The organism is Streptomyces sp. NPDC034099 (assembly GCF_055575415.1).
This window is the reverse complement of sequence record NZ_JBVISR010000002.1, coordinates 752,236-769,551: the sequence shown is the minus strand read 5'-3', so window position 1 is coordinate 769,551 and position 17,316 is coordinate 752,236. Positions and strand designations below refer to the sequence as shown.

The 17,316-nt window shown below is 72.9% G+C and carries 13 protein-coding genes and 1 tRNA gene; 13 read left to right on the top strand and 1 reads right to left on the bottom strand.

Translation table 11 applies throughout. The annotated features are described in order from the left end of the window. Window positions 1-30: 30 nt before the first annotated feature. The 9 genes from ACZ56V_RS08510 (at window position 31) to ACZ56V_RS08470 (ending at window position 11,887) form a co-directional block, all read left to right on the top strand. On the top strand, window positions 31-315 hold the full coding sequence (locus ACZ56V_RS08510; protein ID WP_030402030.1) for a DUF3039 domain-containing protein: 285 nt from the start codon (window positions 31-33) through the stop codon (window positions 313-315). A 234-nt stretch (window positions 316-549) separates the two neighbouring features. Next, window positions 550-1,848: an extracellular solute-binding protein gene (locus tag ACZ56V_RS08505; protein WP_467378406.1), complete on the top strand. Its 1,299-nt coding sequence runs from the start codon at window positions 550-552 to the stop codon at window positions 1,846-1,848. Continuing rightward, entirely contained in the window at window positions 1,845-2,810 is a 966-nt protein-coding gene (locus tag ACZ56V_RS08500) for a carbohydrate ABC transporter permease (RefSeq protein ID WP_467378404.1), read from the top strand. The genes ACZ56V_RS08505 and ACZ56V_RS08500 overlap by 4 nt, the downstream gene beginning before the upstream one ends. Continuing rightward, window positions 2,807-3,652, top strand: a complete 846-nt coding sequence (locus ACZ56V_RS08495; RefSeq protein ID WP_104636067.1) for a carbohydrate ABC transporter permease — start codon at window positions 2,807-2,809, stop codon at window positions 3,650-3,652. Before ACZ56V_RS08500 ends, ACZ56V_RS08495 begins: the two co-directional genes overlap by 4 nt. Before the next feature lie 4 nt (window positions 3,653-3,656). After that, window positions 3,657-5,291 carry a beta-N-acetylhexosaminidase gene (locus tag ACZ56V_RS08490; RefSeq protein WP_398910473.1) on the top strand — a complete coding sequence of 545 codons (1,635 nt, stop codon included), beginning with the start codon at window positions 3,657-3,659 and terminating at the stop codon, window positions 5,289-5,291. Window positions 5,292-5,581: 290 nt separating this feature from the next. Then, window positions 5,582-6,475: an FAD binding domain-containing protein gene (locus ACZ56V_RS08485; protein WP_104636069.1), complete on the top strand. Its 894-nt coding sequence runs from the start codon at window positions 5,582-5,584 to the stop codon at window positions 6,473-6,475. After that, window positions 6,472-8,724, top strand: coding sequence for a 2Fe-2S iron-sulfur cluster-binding protein (locus ACZ56V_RS08480; protein ID WP_468940336.1), 2,253 nt, complete (start codon window positions 6,472-6,474; stop codon window positions 8,722-8,724). Before ACZ56V_RS08485 ends, ACZ56V_RS08480 begins: the two co-directional genes overlap by 4 nt. Then, entirely contained in the window at window positions 8,721-11,042 is a 2,322-nt protein-coding gene (locus ACZ56V_RS08475; RefSeq protein ID WP_468940333.1) for a xanthine dehydrogenase family protein molybdopterin-binding subunit, read from the top strand. The genes ACZ56V_RS08480 and ACZ56V_RS08475 overlap by 4 nt, the downstream gene beginning before the upstream one ends. A 170-nt stretch (window positions 11,043-11,212) precedes the next feature. Further along, the gene (locus ACZ56V_RS08470) at window positions 11,213-11,887 is read left to right on the top strand and encodes an SUKH-4 family immunity protein (protein WP_468940330.1); all 675 of its coding nucleotides are present in this window, start codon (window positions 11,213-11,215) and stop codon (window positions 11,885-11,887) included. Here ACZ56V_RS08470 and ACZ56V_RS08465 read toward each other — a convergent pair. Beyond that, window positions 11,856-11,930: transfer RNA gene (locus tag ACZ56V_RS08465), tRNA-Cys, on the bottom strand. The genes ACZ56V_RS08470 and ACZ56V_RS08465 overlap by 32 nt on opposite strands. 183 nt (window positions 11,931-12,113) lie before the next feature. On the opposite strand from ACZ56V_RS08465, the gene ACZ56V_RS08460 reads away from it, so the two are divergent. The 4 genes from ACZ56V_RS08460 to ACZ56V_RS08445 all read left to right on the top strand — a co-directional run bounded on the left by ACZ56V_RS08460 (window position 12,114) and on the right by ACZ56V_RS08445 (window position 17,315). Continuing rightward, window positions 12,114-13,565, top strand: coding sequence for an MFS transporter (locus tag ACZ56V_RS08460; RefSeq protein ID WP_467378397.1), 1,452 nt, complete (start codon window positions 12,114-12,116; stop codon window positions 13,563-13,565). A 154-nt stretch (window positions 13,566-13,719) separates the two neighbouring features. Next, a complete protein-coding gene (locus ACZ56V_RS08455) occupies window positions 13,720-15,516 on the top strand; it encodes a DEAD/DEAH box helicase (RefSeq protein ID WP_398910482.1) in 1,797 nt (598 codons plus the stop codon). 302 nt (window positions 15,517-15,818) lie between these two features. Beyond that, window positions 15,819-16,478: an IclR family transcriptional regulator gene (locus ACZ56V_RS08450; protein WP_356361571.1), complete on the top strand. Its 660-nt coding sequence runs from the start codon at window positions 15,819-15,821 to the stop codon at window positions 16,476-16,478. Between the two features lie 57 nt (window positions 16,479-16,535). Further along, on the top strand, window positions 16,536-17,315 hold the full coding sequence (locus ACZ56V_RS08445) for a S16 family serine protease (protein ID WP_467378395.1): 780 nt from the start codon (window positions 16,536-16,538) through the stop codon (window positions 17,313-17,315). The last annotated feature ends 1 nt before the right edge of the window (window position 17,316 follow it).

The window sequence follows — 17,316 nt, the reverse complement described above, 5'->3', positions numbered from 1 at the left end:
AGCGTGTGAGCTTCAGTACCCTTGGCGGTTATGAGCACTCTCGAGCCCGAGCGCGGGACAGGTACGGGGACCCTCGTCGAGCCGACGCCGCAGACGTCCCACGGCGACGGCGATCACGAGCGCTTCGCGCATTACGTCCAGAAGGACAAGATCATGGCGAGCGCCCTCGACGGCACCCCCGTCGTGGCGCTGTGCGGCAAGGTCTGGGTACCGGGCCGCGATCCCAAGAAGTATCCCGTGTGCCCCATGTGCAAGGAGATCTACGAATCCATGAGCGGCGGCGGGGACGAGGGCAAGGGCGGCGACAAGAAGTAGGCGCCGAGACGTAGCGCCCCTGCCCGTACAGCCCCTCAGATCGTCCCGAAGGCCCCCGGAGTGTGCCCGCGCGCACTCCGGGGGCCTTCGTGCGTCAGGGCTGATTAACAAAGAGGTTTACGAATTGGTTCAGACCTCTTGTGGACAGGTTCATGTCTCCCTACGCTCCTGGGTGTTGTGCAGAGCGAAACCGTCATTGCATATGTTGCAACGCACGCCCGGAGGAAAGACTCCATGAAGCTCGCCCCCCGCCTGGCCGTACTGCTGGCCGCGGCCGTCGTCGCCGCGACCGCCTGCGCACCCCAGACGTCCGACAACTCCTCCTCCGGCAAGGACGAGAAGAGCGGCACGTTGCGCGTCTGGCTGTTCCAGGAGGTCAACAACAAGCCGAAGGAGAAGGTCGTCGACGCGGCCCTCGCCGACTTCGAGAAGGCGCACGAGGACACGAAGGTCACCGTGGAGTACATCCCGGTCGAGACCCGCGCCCAGCGCATCAAGGCCGCCTTCAACGACCCGAAGAGCGCCCCCGACGTCATCGAGTTCGGCAACACCGACACCGCCGGCTACGTCAAGGACGGCGGACTCGCCGACGTCACCGACGAGTTCGCGGCCTGGGACGAGGCCAAGGACGCCGACCCCACCGCCCGCCAGTCGGTCACCGTGGACGGAAAGGTCTACGGCGCCCCCTACTTCGTCGGCGTCCGCGCCCTCTACTACCGCACCGACGTCTTCGACGAACTCGGTCTCGAACCTCCCAGGTCGCTGACGGAGCTGGCGTCCACCGCCAAGAAGGTGCACGCCGCGAAGCCCGGCCTCTACGGCATCGCGGTCGGCGGCGCCTACACCTACGGCGCGATGCCGTTCATCTGGGCCAACGGCGGCGAACTCGCCACCGGCAAGGGCGGTTCGTACGCCTCCGCCATCGACAGCGCCGCCGCCCGCAAGGGCATCAAGGCGTACACGTCCCTCTTCGGGGACGACAACTGCCCCGCCGCCAAGTGCGCCGGCATGGGCGGCAACGACACGGTCACCGCCTTCGCCTCCGGCAAGGCGGCCATGGCCATCGGCGGCGACTTCAGCCACCAGGCCGTGGAGGCCGGCAAGGCGAAGGGCAAGTACGCGGTCGTGCCGCTGCCGGGCGTCGAGTCCGGCTCCATCGCCCCCGCCTTCGCGGGCGGCAACAACATCGGCGTCCTGAAGAGCACCTCGCACCGCACCCTCGCCGTCGACCTGATGAAGCGGCTCGCGTCGAAGAAGGCGCAGGGTGAACTGTTCGACGCGATGGGCTTCCTGCCGACCTTCACGGACGTACGGCAGCAGGTGGCGGCGAAGGAGCCGTTCGTGAAGCCGTTCGTCGACACGCTCGCCGCGGGCACGAAGTTCGTGCCGGCCTCTCCCGCGTGGGCGACGATCGACTCCTCGCAGGTGCTGCCGACGATGTTCCAGGAGGTGGTCAGCGGCAAGAAGGACGTGGACGCTGCCGCTGGGGACGCGGCTCGGAAGATGGACGACGCGTTTGGCTCCGCCGGATGACGGTGTCGCCCAGTAGCTCGGGGGGCGTTGTTCGTGGGCGGGTGCGGCGACGTCGTGGTTTCTCGCGCCGTTCCCCGCGCCCCTTCGGGCGCTCCTCTGCTACTCCCTGGATATATCTCGCGCCCGCTCTCGTCGTCCTCGGTGGGCTGCTGGTCTACCCCGTCTATCAGCTCGGGCTGATCTCCTTCCTGGAGTACACGCAGGCTCAGGTGTCCGGTGGGGAGCCGGCGACCTTTCAGGGGTTCGGGAACTACGCCGAGCTGTTCGGGGACGGTGAGTTCTGGCGGGTGCTGCTGGCCACGGTGGTGTTCGCCGCCGCCTGTGTGGTGTCGACGTTGGCCGTCGGGTGTGCGCTCGCCGTGCTGCTGACGCGGGTGCGGGCCGTGCCGCGGCTGGTGTTGATGCTGGCGGGGCTGGGCGCGTGGGCGACCCCGGCGGTCACCGGGTCCACGGTCTGGCTGCTGCTGTTCGACCCGGACTTCGGGCCCGTCAACCGGATGCTGGGCCTCGGCGACCACTCGTGGACGTACGGGCGCTACAGTGCCTTCCTGCTCGTGCTGCTCGAAGTGGTCTGGTGCTCCTTCCCGTTCGTCATGGTGACCGTCTACGCCGGGATACGGGCCGTACCGTCCGAGGTGCTGGAGGCCGCGTCACTGGACGGGGCCTCGCAGTGGCGGATCTGGCGCTCGGTGCTCGCGCCGATGCTCCGGCCGATCCTGGTCGTCGTCACCATCCAGTCGGTCATCTGGGACTTCAAGGTCTTCACCCAGATCTACGTCATGACCAACGGCGGCGGCATCGCCGGCCAGAACCTCGTCCTCAACGTCTACGCCTATCAGAAGGCCTTCGCGTCCTCGCAGTACAGCCTCGGCTCCGCGATCGGCGTGGTCATGCTGCTGATCCTGCTCGCGGTGACGCTGGTCTACCTGCGGCTGCTGCGCCGCCAGGGGGAGGAGCTGTGAATCTTCTGCGCGCCCAAGTGCGCCGTCCGTGGCGGCTCGCGGCCGAGGTGTCCGCGCTGCTGATCGCGGTGGTCGTCGCCTTCCCGCTGTACTGGATGGTGCTGAGCGCCTTCAAACCGGCCGGGGAGATCGAGTCGAGCGAGCCCCGGCCCTGGACGCTGACCCCCTCGCTGGATTCCTTCCGGCGGGTGTTCGAGCAGCAGGAATTCGGCCGCTACTTTCTCAACAGCCTGATCGTGGCGGGCTGCGTGGTGATCGCCTCGGCGCTGATCGCGTTCCTCGCGGCGACCGCGGTGACGCGATTCCGGTTCCGTTTCCGGACCACCCTGCTGATCATGTTCCTGGTGGCCCAGATGGTGCCCGTGGAGGCGCTCACCATCCCGCTGTTCTTCCTCATGCGGGACTTCGGCCAGCTGAACACGCTCGGTTCGCTGATCCTGCCCCACATCGCCTTCTCGCTGCCCTTCGCGATCTGGATGCTGCGGGGCTTCGTGAAAGCGGTGCCGGAGGCCCTGGAGGAGGCCGCCTACATCGACGGGGCGAGCCGGTCGCGCTTTCTGTGGCAGATCCTTTTCCCGCTGGTCCTGCCGGGGCTTGTGGCCACCAGCGTCTTCTCCTTCATCTCGACCTGGAACGACTTCCTGTTCGCCAAGTCGTTCATCATCAGCGACACCTCCCAGTCGACGCTGCCGATGGCGCTGCTGGTCTTCTACAAACCGGACGATCCCGACTGGGGCGGCGTCATGGCCGCGTCCACGGTGATGACGATCCCGGTGCTGGTCTTCTTCGTACTCGTACAACGACGACTCGTCTCCGGCCTCGGCGGAGCGGTGAAGGACTGACAACGTGACCGACGTGACGCACGCGACCGACGTGATCCCCCAGCCGCGTCAAGTGGCGGCCCGGGACGCCGACGCCTTCTTCGAACTCGGCGCGGACACCGCTCTGGTGGCCGGCGAAGGCGCCGAGCACACCGAGCGCTGGCTGCGCGCCACGCTGGGCGCGGCCACCGGCCTGCCCCTGGCGCCCGGGGCGGGCGGCGGCGGCCTCGTCCGGCTGTCCCTGGACGGCGAACTGGCCGAGGAGGGCTACCGCCTCGACATCGCGCCACAGGGCGTGCACCTGACCGGCGGCGACCCGGCCGGCCTCTTCTGGGGCGCCCAGACGCTGCGCCAGCTGCTCGGCCCGGACGCCTTCCGGCGCGCCCCGCTGCCCGACCGCCGGTGGCGGCTGCCGCTGGGCCGCATCGAGGACGCGCCCCGCTTCCGCTGGCGCGGACTGATGCTGGACGTCTCCCGGCACTTCACGCCGAAGGAAGGCGTCCTGCGCCACCTGGACCTGATGGCCGCCCACAAACTCAACGTCCTGCACTTCCACCTGACGGACGACCAGGGCTGGCGCGTCGAGATCAAACGCCACCCGAAGCTCACCGAGACCGGTTCCTGGCGGGCGCGCACCAAATTCGGCCACCGCGCCTCGCCGCTGTGGGAGGACAAACCCCACGGCGGTTACTACACCCAGGAGGACATCCGGGAGATCGTCGCCTACGCCGCCGCACGGCACATCACCGTCGTCCCCGAAATCGACGTACCCGGGCACTCGCAGGCCGCCATCGCCGCGTATCCGGAACTGGGCAACACGGATGTGATCGACACCACCGCCCTCTCCGTCTGGGACACCTGGGGCGTCTGCCCGAACGTGCTCGCCCCCACCGAGAACACACTGCGCTTCTACGAGGGCGTGTTCGAGGAACTCCTGGAGCTTTTCCCCTCGGAGTTCGTCCACATCGGCGGCGACGAATGCCCCAAGGACCAGTGGCGGGCCTCGGCCACCGCGCAGGCGCGGATCGCGGAACTCGGCCTCGCCGACGAGGACGAACTCCAGGCCTGGTTCATCCAGCACTTCGACACCTGGCTCACCGCGCGCGGGCGCCGGCTCATCGGCTGGGACGAGATCCTGGAGGGCGGACTCGCCAAGGGCGCGGCCGTGTCCTCCTGGCGCGGTTACGCGGGCGGGATCGCCGCCGCGCGCGCGGGGCACGACGTGGTGATGTGCCCCGAGCAGCAGGTGTACCTGAACTTCCGGGAGGACGGCGGCGAGGACGAACCCGTGCCGATCGCCTTCGTGCGCACCCTGGAGGACGTCTACCGGTTCGAGCCGGTTCCGGCGGAACTGACCCCGCAGGAGTCCGGACACGTGATCGGCACCCAGGCGAACCTGTGGACCGAGGTGACGGAGAACCAGGAGCGGGTGGACTACCAGCTCTTCCCGAGGCTCGCCGCCTTCGCCGAGGTCGCCTGGAGCGCCCTGCCCGCCCCCGCCGACCGGGACTACGGCGCCTTCGAGCGGCGGATGGCGACCCACTACCGGCGGCTCGACGCCCTGGGCGTCGCCTACCGTCCGCCCACCGGCCCGCGGCCCTGGCAGCGGCGGCCCGGAGTGCTCGGCCGGCCGATGGACGGGCCGCCGCCGAACATGTGAGCAGGTGGCCAAGTGAGCGGGTGACCGAGTGAGCACGTGAGCAAGCAAGGGAAACGCCCCCAAACGTCACCGAAGAGTGGCAACTCGTGCGCATCGCGCGTAGCTCCGATCGTCGGAGATCCCGTGTGAAAACGGACCATCTCGCCGACGAGGCGGGCGAATGCCTCCTAGCGGACCCCTGCGTTCGGGCCCTGCGAAGATGTGCCAGAGTTGCCACGTCCGCCCTGTCAGGTCGTACCGTACGGCCACATGGGCGGGACCAGGTGGGACAGCGGGAAGGGGCAGTCGGTTTGACCACGCACGCACCGCAGGCGGCGCAGGCCGTCACGCTGCCCACGACACTGGACGAGGCCGTGGCGGCGCTCACCGCGATGCCCGCGGCCGTTCCGGTCGCGGGCGGCACCGACCTGATGGCGGCCGTCAACTCCGGTCAGCTCAGGCCCGCCGCGCTGGTGGGCCTCGGCCGGATCAGCGAGATCCGCGGCTGGCAGTACCAGGACGGGCACGCGCTGCTGGGCGCGGGACTCACCCACGCCCGTATGGGCCGCCCCGACTTCGCCGCGCTCATCCCGGCGCTCGCCGCCGCCGCGCGGGCCGCCGGACCGCCGCAGATCCGCAACGCCGGCACCCTGGGCGGCAACATCGCCTCGGCCGCCCCCACCGGGGACGCGCTGCCGGTGCTGGCCGCCCTGGAGGCCACCCTGATCATCGCGGGCCCGGACGGCGCCCGCCGGGAGATGCCGGTCTCGCACCTGCTGGCGGGCATGGAGATGCTCCGCGCGGGAGAACTCATCGGCTACGTGCGCGTGCCGCTGCTGCACGCGCCGCAGGTCTTCCTGAAGGCGACCGGCCGCACCGGACCCGGCCGCGCGACGGCTTCCGTGGCGCTGGTCCTCGACCCCGCCCGGCGCGGGGTGCGGTGTGCGGTGGGCGCCATCGCGCCGATGCCGCTGCGGCCCCTGGAAGCCGAGCAGTGGGTGGCCTCGCTCATCGACTGGGACAACGGCCGCGCCGTCGTCCCGGAGGCGCTGCACGGATTCGGCGAGTACGTCGCCGCGGCCTGCATCCCCGACGCGGCCCCGGAAGAGGACGGCTCCGTGCCGCAGCTTCCGCCCGCCGTACTGCACCTGCGGCGCACCGTCGCCGCGCTGGCCCGACGAGCACTGGGGAGGGCGCTGTCGTGACCGACGACCAGCACGGCGACCCGCACGGAGATCAGCACGCGGGGGGCACGCCCCCCGGCGGCAGCCGCTGGGACCCGCTGCCCCAGGGCGACTACGACGACGGCGCCACCGCCTTCGTGAAACTCCCCGAGGGCGGCGTGGACGCGCTCCTCGCCTCCTCCGAGAGTCCGCTCGCCGCGCCCGGACACGGCTACGTGCCGCCCCAGATCACGGTCGCGCCCGCCACCACCGCCGGCACCGACCCGGCCGCCACCGGCTCCTGGGCGGTGCCGTCGGCCCCGTCCGCGCCCGTGGACGGCGCCCAGTGGCAGGCCCCGGACGCCGGTCAGGACCCCGCCGCCCACCAGGGGTACGGCGACTACGTGGCCCAGCAGGACCCCTACGGCGGGGCAGCGCCCTACGGCGGGCACGCCGGGCAGGGCGTCCCCGGGCACGACGACCGGTTCGCCTACCAGCCCGGCGCCACCGGACAGTGGGACTTCTCGCAGGCGTCGCAGAACGACCCGGAGGCCGGGGCGGACCGACACGCGCAGGGCCAGGACGTGACCGGGCAGTGGTCCATCCCCGTGGCCGACGGCGACCTGCCGGACGAGTCGGGCGAGTTCACCACGTCGTCCCTGGCCGAGCAGTGGGGCACCGGCGCTCCCGCCACCCTCCCCGGCGGCGCCCCCGCGCCCTGGGCGACCCAGCCGACCGGCCAGCCGTGGGGCGAGGACCCGGCACAGACCGGGCCCGCCGAGGACCGGGGCACACCGTCGGCCCGGCCCGCCGGTCAGCCCTGGGGCGAGGCCGCAGCGCCGACCGGACCGTCCGACGCGGAGCGGTCCGCCGCGAGCCCGCACGGGCCGGGTCCCGCCCAAAGCGGGCACGGTTACCACCCCACCGCGGGTGGACACGGGCAAGGGCACGGTCCCGACGCCGCCGTCGGCCTGCCCGAGCCGGACGCGCCCGCGCACGGGCCGGGCACCGGCGTGAGCGGGCACGGATACGACTCCACCGAGGGCGGGCACGGGCACGGCCCCGACGCCGCCGTCGCACCGCACGAGCCGGAGCCGACCGCATCCGCGCACGGGCGCGACCTTGGCGCGAGCCCGGACGGCTTCCGCCCCGCCGACGGCCCGTACGCCCACGCGCCCGGCGACATCGCCGAGCCGGAGCCCGAGACCGAAGCCGCCGCCGATCCCGGCGTACCGGCGGACGGCGGAACGGCCGGACCGGTCACCGGGCTCGCCGCCGGGAGCGGGACGGTCGCCGACGGGCCCCGTGGGGCCGAGGAGGCCCCTGACGGGCCGACAGGGCGCTCACCGGGCCCCGCCGAGGAGGCGAGGCCCGAGTCTCACCCGGAGGCCCCTGAGGGCCCCCTGCCGGGCCAGGAACCCGCGGCCGGTCGGGAGCCCGTGCCCGAGCCCGCCCAGGAGCACGGCCCCCGGGACGACGCGGTCGACGCGGTCGACGCGGTCGACGCCCGTACCGGCGCGGACGGGGACGGGACCGACGCGGGCGCCACCGAGACCGACCCCGACGGCGCCCAGGAGCCGGCGGCCCCCGCCGGCCCGCAGGAGGAACACCCCCTCGCCTCCTACGTGCTGCGCGTCAACGGCGCCGACCGGCCCGTCACCGACGCCTGGATCGGAGAATCGCTGCTGTACGTGCTGCGCGAGCGGCTCGGCCTCGCGGGCGCCAAGGACGGCTGCTCGCAGGGCGAGTGCGGCGCCTGCAACGTGCAGGTCGACGGGCGTCTCGTCGCCTCCTGCCTGGTCCCGTCCGTGACCGCGGCCGGCAGCGAGGTGCGCACCGTCGAGGGCCTGGCCACCGACGGACAGCCGTCGGACGTGCAGCGGGCGCTCGCCCGGCGCGGCGCCGTGCAGTGCGGCTTCTGCGTGCCCGGCATGGCGATGACCGTGCACAACCTCCTGGAGGGCAACCCGGCCCCGACCGAACTGGAGGCCCGCCAGGCCCTGTGCGGCAATCTGTGCCGCTGCTCCGGCTACCGGGGCGTCCTGGAGGCCGTCCAGGAGGTCGTCGCCGAACGCGAGGCGCACGCCGACGCCGACGCGCAGGCGGGCGCCGACACCGAGGAGCCCCGCATCCCGCACCAGGCGGGTCCCGGCGCGGGCGGCGTCAACCCGGCGGCGTTCGAGTCCCGGCCACCGCCCGGGGCGCAGGACCCGACAGGACCGCACGACCAGTCGCCCTACGGCGACCACGGAGACCACGGCACCCACGGCCGGGACGGAGGCCACGCGTGAGCAACGACGCCGCGACTGCGGAGGCCGAGGGAACCGCCGAGGCGGCGACCCCCGTCCCCGAGCCCGTCCCGCACGGCATCGGCGCGTCCCTGCCGCCCGCCGACGCCCGCGCCAAGACCGAGGGCACCTTCCCGTACGCCGCCGACCTGTGGGCCGAGGGCCTGCTGTGGGCGGCCGTCCTGCGCTCACCGCACCCGCACGCGCGCATCGTGTCCATCGACACCACCCACGCGCGCGAGATGCCCGGCGTACGCGCGGTCGTCACCCACGAGGACGTGCCCGGCACCCCGCTGCACGGCCGCGGCGGCCACGCCGACCGCCCTGTGTTCGCCTCCGAGGTCGTACGCCACCACGGCGAGCCCCTCGCCGCCGTCGCCGCCGACCACCCCGACACCGCGCGGATGGCCGCCGCCGCCGTCATCGTCGAGTACGAGGTGCTCGACCCGGTCACCGACCCGGAGCAGGCCTTCGAGGCCGAGCCGCTGCACCCCGACGGCAACCTGATCCGGCACATCCCGCTGCGTCACGGCGACCCGGAGGCGGCCGGCGAGATCGTCGTCGAGGGCCTGTACCGCATCGGCCGCCAGGACCCGGCGCCCATAGGGGCCGAGGCGGGTCTGGCCGTACCGCGCCCCGACGGCGGCGTGGAGCTGTACCTGGCCTCCACCGATCCGCACGGCGACCGCGACATCGCCGCCGCCTGCTACGGCCTGCCCCCCGAACAGGTGAAGATCGTGGTCACCGGGGTGCCGGGCGCCACCGCCGACCGCGAGGACCAGGGCTTCCAGCTGCCGCTCGGCCTTCTCGCGCTGAAGACCGGCTGCCCGGTCAAACTGACCGCCACGCGCGAGGAGTCCTTCCTCGGGCACACCCACCGCCACCCCACCCTGCTGCGCTACCGCCACCACGCGGACGCCGAGGGCCGGGTCGTGAAGGTCGAGGCGCAGATCCTGCTCGACGCGGGCGCCTACGCGGACACCTCCTCCGACGCCCTGGCCGCCGCGGTCGCCTTCGCCTGCGGCCCCTACGTCGTCCCGAACGCCTTCATCGAGGGCTGGGCCGTACGCACCAACAACCCGCCCTCCGGCCATGTGCGCGGCGAGGGCGCCATGCAGGTGTGCGCCGCGTACGAGGCGCAGATGGACAAGGTCGCCAAGAAGCTCGGCCTGGACCCGGCCGAGGTGCGGCTGCGCAACGTCCTGGCCACCGGCGACGTGCTGCCCACCGGCCAGACCGTGACGTGCCCCGCCCCGGTCGCCGAACTCCTCCAGGCGGTCCGCGACTTCCCGCTCCCCGCGCTGCCCAAGGACACGCCCGAGGAGGAGTGGCTGCTGCCCGGCGGCCCCGAGGGCGCGGGCGAACCGGGCGCGGTGCGCCGGGGCGTGGGCTACGGCATCGGCATGGTGCACATGCTCGGCGCCGAGGGCGCCGACGAGGTCTCCACGGCCACCGTGAAGGTCCAGGACGGCGTCGCGACGGTGCTGTGCGCGGCCGTCGAGACCGGCCAGGGCTTCACCACGCTGGCCCGGCAGATCGTGCAGGACACCCTCGGCGTCGACGAAGTCCAGGTGGCACCCGTCGACACCGACCAGCCCCCGGCCGGACCGGGCTGCCGGGGCCGGCACACCTGGGTGTCGGGCGGTGCGGTGGAGCGGGCGGCCAAAATGGTCCGCACCCAGCTCCTCCAGCCGCTGGCGCACCAGTTCGGGATGTCGACCGAGCTGCTCCAGATCGCCGACGGCAAGATCACCTCATACGACGGCGTGCTGTCGACGACCGTCAGCGAGGCGCTGGACGGCAAGGAGCTGTGGGCCACCGCCCAGTGCCGCCCGCACCCGACCGAGCCGCTCGACGAGGCCGGGCAGGGCGACGCGTTCGTCGGCATGGCCTTCTGCGCGATCCGCGCGGTGGTGGACGTGGACATCGAGATCGGCTCGGTACGGGTCGTGGAGCTGGCCGTCGCCCAGGACGTCGGCCGGGTCCTGAACCCGGCCCAGCTGACCGCCCGGATCGAGGCGGGCGTCACCCAGGGCGTCGGCATCGCCCTCACGGAGAACCTCCGCACCCCGCGCGGTCTGATCCGTCACCCCGACCTGACCGGCTACGCCCTGCCGACCGCGCTGGACGCCCCGGACATCCGGATCGTGAAGCTCGTCGAGGAGCGTGACGTGGTCGCGCCCTTCGGCGCCAAGGCCGTCAGCGCGGCACCGGTGGTGGCGTCCCCGGCGGCCGTCGCCTCCGCGGTGCGCGCGGCCACGGGACGCCCGGTGAACCGCCTCCCGATCCGCCCGCAGGCCGCGGTGGCCACCGGTCACTGAGCGGCAGCCGATCCGCCCGCGCGCGTGAGGCAACGGGCGCGGGGCCCGGCGCGTCCTACCGGGCGACGGCGTCCGTGCGCAGACGCGTTGTCAGTGGTGGCGCGTAGTCTCCGAAGGAGTGCGAACGACAGCCGTCGGCACACGGACGGCCATACAGCTCGGGGGAGACCATGCAGGCGGTCACTGGTGGTACGACGACCATGCGGGACGCGGCGGCGGACGTCCGGGCGCCGATCCCCTCGCTGGTCTCCCGGGTCCGCCTCGCGACGTCCGTGGAGGACCCGTCGTGGACGCGCGGCGCCTCCCGTCGGTCCCAGGGAAGCTGCGAGCGGCCGTCCCTGTGGAACACGTCGGCGTTGATGAGCTGCCTGCTCCTGGCGGTGAGCCACCGTGCGGAGCCGGGGACCGCCCAGGAGCTTCCGGCCCGGTTCCTTGACCGGGAGTTCGGCCGTCAGCGGGTGACGCGCTTCGAGGACATCGACTTCCCGAAGACCCTCACCCACGCGCCCACCCGCCGCTTCCTGCGCGAGACGGGCCTGCCCGAGGACGCCCACCCCTTCCGGCTGGACGCGGACGACCTGCCGCTGCCGACGCTGGCCGAGTACGGCGAGGAGTACCCCGGGCACCCGGTCCCGGCCGGCGCGGAGCACCTCGTACGCCTGGGACGGCTCGCGGACGGCGCGCACGTGGTCGTCGACGGCACCACGGGCGCCGTCCTCACCTGGAGGACGCCCGACGGCACCCTCCACCCCCTGGTGGCGGACGTCTCCGCCCTAGCCCTCACCCTCTGGGCACTGCGCCGCGCGGCGCTGCTGGAGGCCGTGGCGGGGATCGAACCCGCGTAACTCGCTTTGCAGGCGAGCCCCTCAACCACTCGGGCACACGGCCGTGTCCGACTTCGTGACTCGACGGTAGGCGGAGCGGGGACAGGCGCTCAAGGAATCCGGGGAGGCCGCAACACGACTGCCATACCGCGTTCACGAACGGCGGGCGGTCGTACGACCAAGGTCCCGGTCCCGCCCCGTCTCCCGACAGGGGTCACAGCGGGCGTCGGCCCTTACTCTGGCGACCATGACCGTCCCTGAGCCCCGCGACACCGATGTCGCCGTCCCCGCCGAGCCCTCCCTCGCCACCGCCGCCCCCGCCGAGACCGTGCTGAGCCGCGCCTACCGGGCGCTGAGCATCGGCATCGTCTCCGTCATCGTGCTGATCGCCTTCGAGGCGACGGCGGTCGGCACGGCGATGCCGGTGGCGGCGCGGGAACTGGACGGGGTGTCGCTGTACGCGTTCGCGTTCTCGGGGTACTTCACGACCAGCCTGTTCGGGATGGTGCTCTCCGGTCAGTGGTCGGACCGGCGCGGGCCGCTGGCGCCCCTGACGACCGGCATCGCCGCCTTCGCGGCCGGTCTCGTGCTGTCCGGGACGGCGGGCGCGATGTGGCTGTTCATCCTCGGGCGAGCCGTGCAGGGGCTCGGCGGCGGGCTCGTGATCGTCGCGCTGTACGTCGTCGTGGGGCGGGCCTACCCGGAGCGGCTGCGGCCCGCGATCATGGCGGCGTTCGCGGCGGGCTGGGTGGTCCCGTCCGTCGTCGGCCCGCTGGCCTCCGGCGCGGTGACCGAGCACCTCGGCTGGCGCTGGGTGTTCGTCGGCATCCCGGTGCTGGTCGTCGTCCCGCTCGCCCTCGCGCTGCCGCAGATACGCAGCCGCGCGGCAGGTTCCGTGGGGGGAGCGGGCACCCCGGCCTCCTTCGACCGCCGCCGGATCCGCCTCGCCCTCGCCATCTCGCTGGGCGCGGGCCTGCTCCAGTACGCCGCCCAGGACCTGCGCTGGGTGTCGCTGCTGCCGGGCGCGGTGGGCGTGGCGCTGCTCGTCCCCGCGGTCCTCGGACTGCTGCCGCGCGGCACCTACCGGGCGGTGCGCGGCCTGCCCTCCGTGGTCCTGCTGCGCGGGGTGGCCGCGGGGTCCTTCATCGCCGCCGAGTCCTTCGTCCCGCTCATGCTGGTCACACAGCGGGGGCTCAGCCCGACCCTCGCCGGACTCTCCCTGGCGGCGGGCGGGGCGACCTGGGCCGCCGGTTCCTGGCTGCAGTCCCGGCCGCGTCTGGAACCGCACCGGGAGCGCCTGATGGCCCTCGGCATGCTCCTGGTCGCGGCGGCCGTCGCCACGGCGCCCAGTGTGCTGATCGACGCCGTCCCCGCCTGGACGGTCGCCGTCGCCTGGGCCTTCGGCTGCTTCGGCATGGGCCTGGTGATCTCCTCCACCAGCGTGCTGCTGCTCAAGCTCTCCGCCCCCGAGGAGGCCGGCGCCAACTCCGCCGCCCTGCAGATCTCCGACGGCCTCTCCAACGTCGTCCTGCTGTCGGCCGGCGGCGCGGCCTTCGCGGCCCTCGGCGGCGGCACGGTGAGCCACGCGGCCACCGAGGCGACCGGCTCCCACCCGGCCGCCTTCGCCGCGGTGTTCCTGCCGATGGCGGCGGTGGCGCTGGTGGGGGCGTGGGTCGCGACGCGGGTGCGGGAGAAGTGAGCCGCCCACGACCCGAAGGGGCGGGCGGGGCGGCTGTGACGTCCGTCCCACCCGGGGGTGACCCGCCCCCGTGCGCGCTTTGATCACGTCGGCCCGCCGGTAGGGTGGCCCGGTTGTCATACGTGGCCGAGCCGCTCTACCCCCTTCGGAGACCGTGACTACCACCGCCAGCTCCAGCACCTCGCACCACCTGTCCCCGGCCTTCCCCGGCCGTGCCCCCTGGGGCACCGCCGGCAAGCTGCGGGCCTGGCAGCAGGGGGCGATGGAGAAGTACCTCCAGGACCAGCCCCGGGACTTCCTGGCCGTCGCCACCCCCGGCGCCGGAAAGACGACCTTCGCGCTGACGCTGGCGTCCTGGCTGCTGCACCACCACGTCGTGCAGCAGGTGACCGTCGTCGCGCCGACCGAGCACCTGAAGAAGCAGTGGGCCGAGGCCGCGGCACGGATAGGGATCAAGCTCGACCCCGAGTACAGCGCGGGGCCGCTCAGCCGCGAGTACCAGGGCATCGCCATCACCTACGCGGGCGTCGGCGTACGCCCCATGCTGCACCGCAACCGCGTCGAGCAGCGCAAGACCCTGGTGATCCTCGACGAGATCCACCACGCCGGTGACTCCAAGTCCTGGGGCGAGGCCTGCCTGGAGGCGTTCGAGCCGGCCACCCGCCGTCTCGCGCTCACCGGCACGCCCTTCCGCTCGGACACCAACCCGATCCCCTTCGTCGCGTACGAGGAGGGCAACGACGGCATCCGCCGCTCCGCCGCCGACTACACGTACGGCTACGGCTCGGCGCTCGCCGACGGCGTGGTGCGTCCCGTCATCTTCATGAGCTACAGCGGCAACATGCGCTGGCGCACCAAGGCGGGCGACGAGATCGCCGCCCGGCTCGGCGAACCGATGACCAAGGACGCCGTCAGCCAGGCCTGGCGCACCGCGCTCGACCCGCGCGGCGAGTGGATGCCGGCCGTGCTGCGCGCCGCCGACCAGCGGCTGACCGAGGTCAGGAAGGCCATCCCGGACGCCGGGGCGCTCGTCATCGCCGCCGACCAGGACTCCGCCCGCGCCTACGCCAAGCTGATCCGGGAGATCACCGGTGACAAGGCCACCGTCGTGCTGTCCGACGACGCGGGCGCCTCGAAGAACATCGACACGTTCAGCCAGAGCACCGACCGCTGGATGGTCGCCGTCCGCATGGTGTCCGAGGGCGTCGACGTCCCGCGCCTCGCGGTCGGCGTCTACGCCACGACGATCTCCACCCCTCTCTTCTTCGCCCAGGCGGTCGGCCGCTTCGTCCGGTCCCGCCGGCGCGGCGAGACCGCCTCCGTCTTCCTCCCCACCGTGCCCGACCTGCTCACCTTCGCCAACGAGATGGAGCGCGAGCGGGACCACGTCCTCGACAAGCCCAAGAAGGAGGGCGAGGAGGACCCCTACGCCGAGTCCGAGAAGGAGATGGACGAGGCGAACCGGGAACAGGACGAGGACACCGGCGAACAGGAGCAGTTCGCCTTCGAGGCACTGGAGTCCGAGGCCACCTTCGACCGCGTCATGTACAACGGCGCCGAGTTCGGGATGCAGGCCCACCCGGGCAGCGAGGAGGAGCAGGACTACCTCGGCATCCCGGGCCTGCTGGAGCCCGACCAGGTGCAGCTGCTGCTCCAGAAGCGGCAGGCCAGGCAGATCGCGCACAGCCGCAAGAAGCCCGACGAAGAGGCCGACCTGCTCGAACTGCCCGCCGAGCGGCGCCCGGTGGTCTCCCACAAGGAGCTGATGGAGCTGCGCAAGCAGCTCAACACCATGGTCGGCGCCTACGTCCACCAGAGCGGCAAACCGCACGGCGTGATCCACACCGAACTGCGCCGCGTCTGCGGCGGCCCGCCCAGCGCCGAGGCGACCGGCGGACAGCTGCGCCAGCGCATCGCCAAGGTGCAGGAGTGGGCGACGCGCATGAAGTGAGGCGGGGTCGCTGCGGCGCCGGAGGCGTGTGCGGAACGTACCGGGACAAACACCGGCAGTCGATAACGGTTGGCGCCCGGATTCTGGACGGAGCCTTCCGCTGAGCGGACCTGGTAGTTACTGTCCCGCTACGCACACGCCCCGTGGCAGCGCCGCCGCGGAGCGCAGCCGTGAAGCGACTGGGCCCGGGACAAGGCCGGGCCGTCAGCCGATCGGCGGCCTCTGAAGCGCGTCACTGACGGGACTCGGTGACGCATCCCCGCGAGGAGGGCCGCCGACCTCACCACTAAGGAGTGGGCGTCGTGACCGCGGAGACCTCTCAGACGCTCGACAGGGGACTGCGGGTCCTCAAACTGCTGGCCGATACGGACCACGGGCTGACCGTCACCGAGCTGTCCCACAAACTGGGCGTCAACCGGACCGTCGTGTACCGGTTGCTCGCCACGCTGGAACAGCACGCACTCGTACGCCGCGACCTGGGCGGCCGGGCCCGCGTCGGCCTCGGCGTCCTGGGCCTCGGCCGCCAGGTGCACCCCCTGGTCCGCGAGGCCGCGATGCCGGCCCTGCGCGCGCTCGCCGAGGACATCGGGGCGACGGCCCACCTGACCCTGGTGGACGGCGCGGAAGCCCTGGCCGTGGCCGTCGTGGAGCCGACCTGGACCGACTACCACGTCGCCTACCGCGCGGGCTTCCGCCACCCCCTGGAACGGGGCGCCGCGGGCAAGGCCATCCTCTCCGCCCGCCGGCCCGCGCAGCCCCCCGGCGAGACCGCAGAGGCCCCCGGCTACACCCTGACCCACGGCGAACTGGAGGCCGGCGCCTGCGGCGCGGCCGCACCCCTGCTCGGAGTGACGGGAGTGGAGGGCAGCGTCGGCGTCGTCATGCTGGCCGACGTGGTCCCCGAACGAGTCGGCGAACGCGTCATGCACGCGGCCCGCGAGGTGGCGGAGGCCCTGCGCTGAGCCGGGTCCTGTCCGGGCGTCGGAGGCCCGGGGACCGGGCCACGTTAGATTGACCCCGTGCTCTCTCGTCTCACGCGTCCCCAGTTCCTCGCCGTCTGCGGTCTGCCCGTCGTGGCGCTGCTCGCGACCGCCGTGTTCGCGCCGTTGCCGTTCTCCGTGGCGCAGCCGGGGCTGACGGCCGATGTGCTGGGCGAGAACCGGGGGGCCGAGGTGATCACGATCAGCGGTGCGCCGACGCACGACACCAGCGGGCAGCTGCGGATGACGACGATCGAGGCGACCGGGCCGGACGCGAGCATCCACCTCGGGGACGTGCTCGGCAGCTGGTTCGACACCGACCGGGCCGTGATGCCGCGCGACGCCGTCTACCCGAGCGGCGACGACGTGAGCGAGATCGAGCAGTACAACCAGGAGCAGATGAAGGAGTCGCAGGACTCCGCCACCACGGCCGCGCTCCGCTACCTCCGGATGGACAAGGACGGCGTCGACGTCGAACTCCGGCTGGAGGACGTCGGCGGGCCCAGCGCCGGGCTGCTGTTCTCGCTCGGCATCGTCGACAAGCTCGGCGCCGGCGACCTCACCGGCGGCAGGGTCGTCGCCGGGACGGGGACCATCACCGACGGCGGCAAGGTCGGTGCCGTCGGCGGGGTGCCGCTCAAGACGCAGGCCGCCCGGCGGGACGGCGCCACCGTGTTCCTCGTACCGAAGGCGGAGTGCTCGGACGCGCAGTCCGAGCTGCCGAAGGGGCTCCGGCTGATCCCGGTGACGACGCTCAAGGGCGCGGTCGACTCCCTCAAGGCGCTGGAGAGCGGCAGGGGCGGCGTCCCCGCCTGCTGAG

Bases quoted from the DNA above. Each gene is read 5' to 3' on its own strand.
- ACZ56V_RS08510 (WP_030402030.1), top strand. From the start codon at position 31: ATGAGCACTCTCGAGCCCGAGCGCGGGACAGGTACGGGGACCCTCGTC.
- ACZ56V_RS08505 (WP_467378406.1), top strand. From the start codon at position 550: ATGAAGCTCGCCCCCCGCCTGGCCGTACTGCTGGCCGCGGCCGTCGTC.
- ACZ56V_RS08500 (WP_467378404.1), top strand. From the start codon at position 1,845: ATGACGGTGTCGCCCAGTAGCTCGGGGGGCGTTGTTCGTGGGCGGGTG.
- ACZ56V_RS08470 (WP_468940330.1), top strand. From the start codon at position 11,213: ATGCAGGCGGTCACTGGTGGTACGACGACCATGCGGGACGCGGCGGCG.
- ACZ56V_RS08460 (WP_467378397.1), top strand. From the start codon at position 12,114: ATGACCGTCCCTGAGCCCCGCGACACCGATGTCGCCGTCCCCGCCGAG.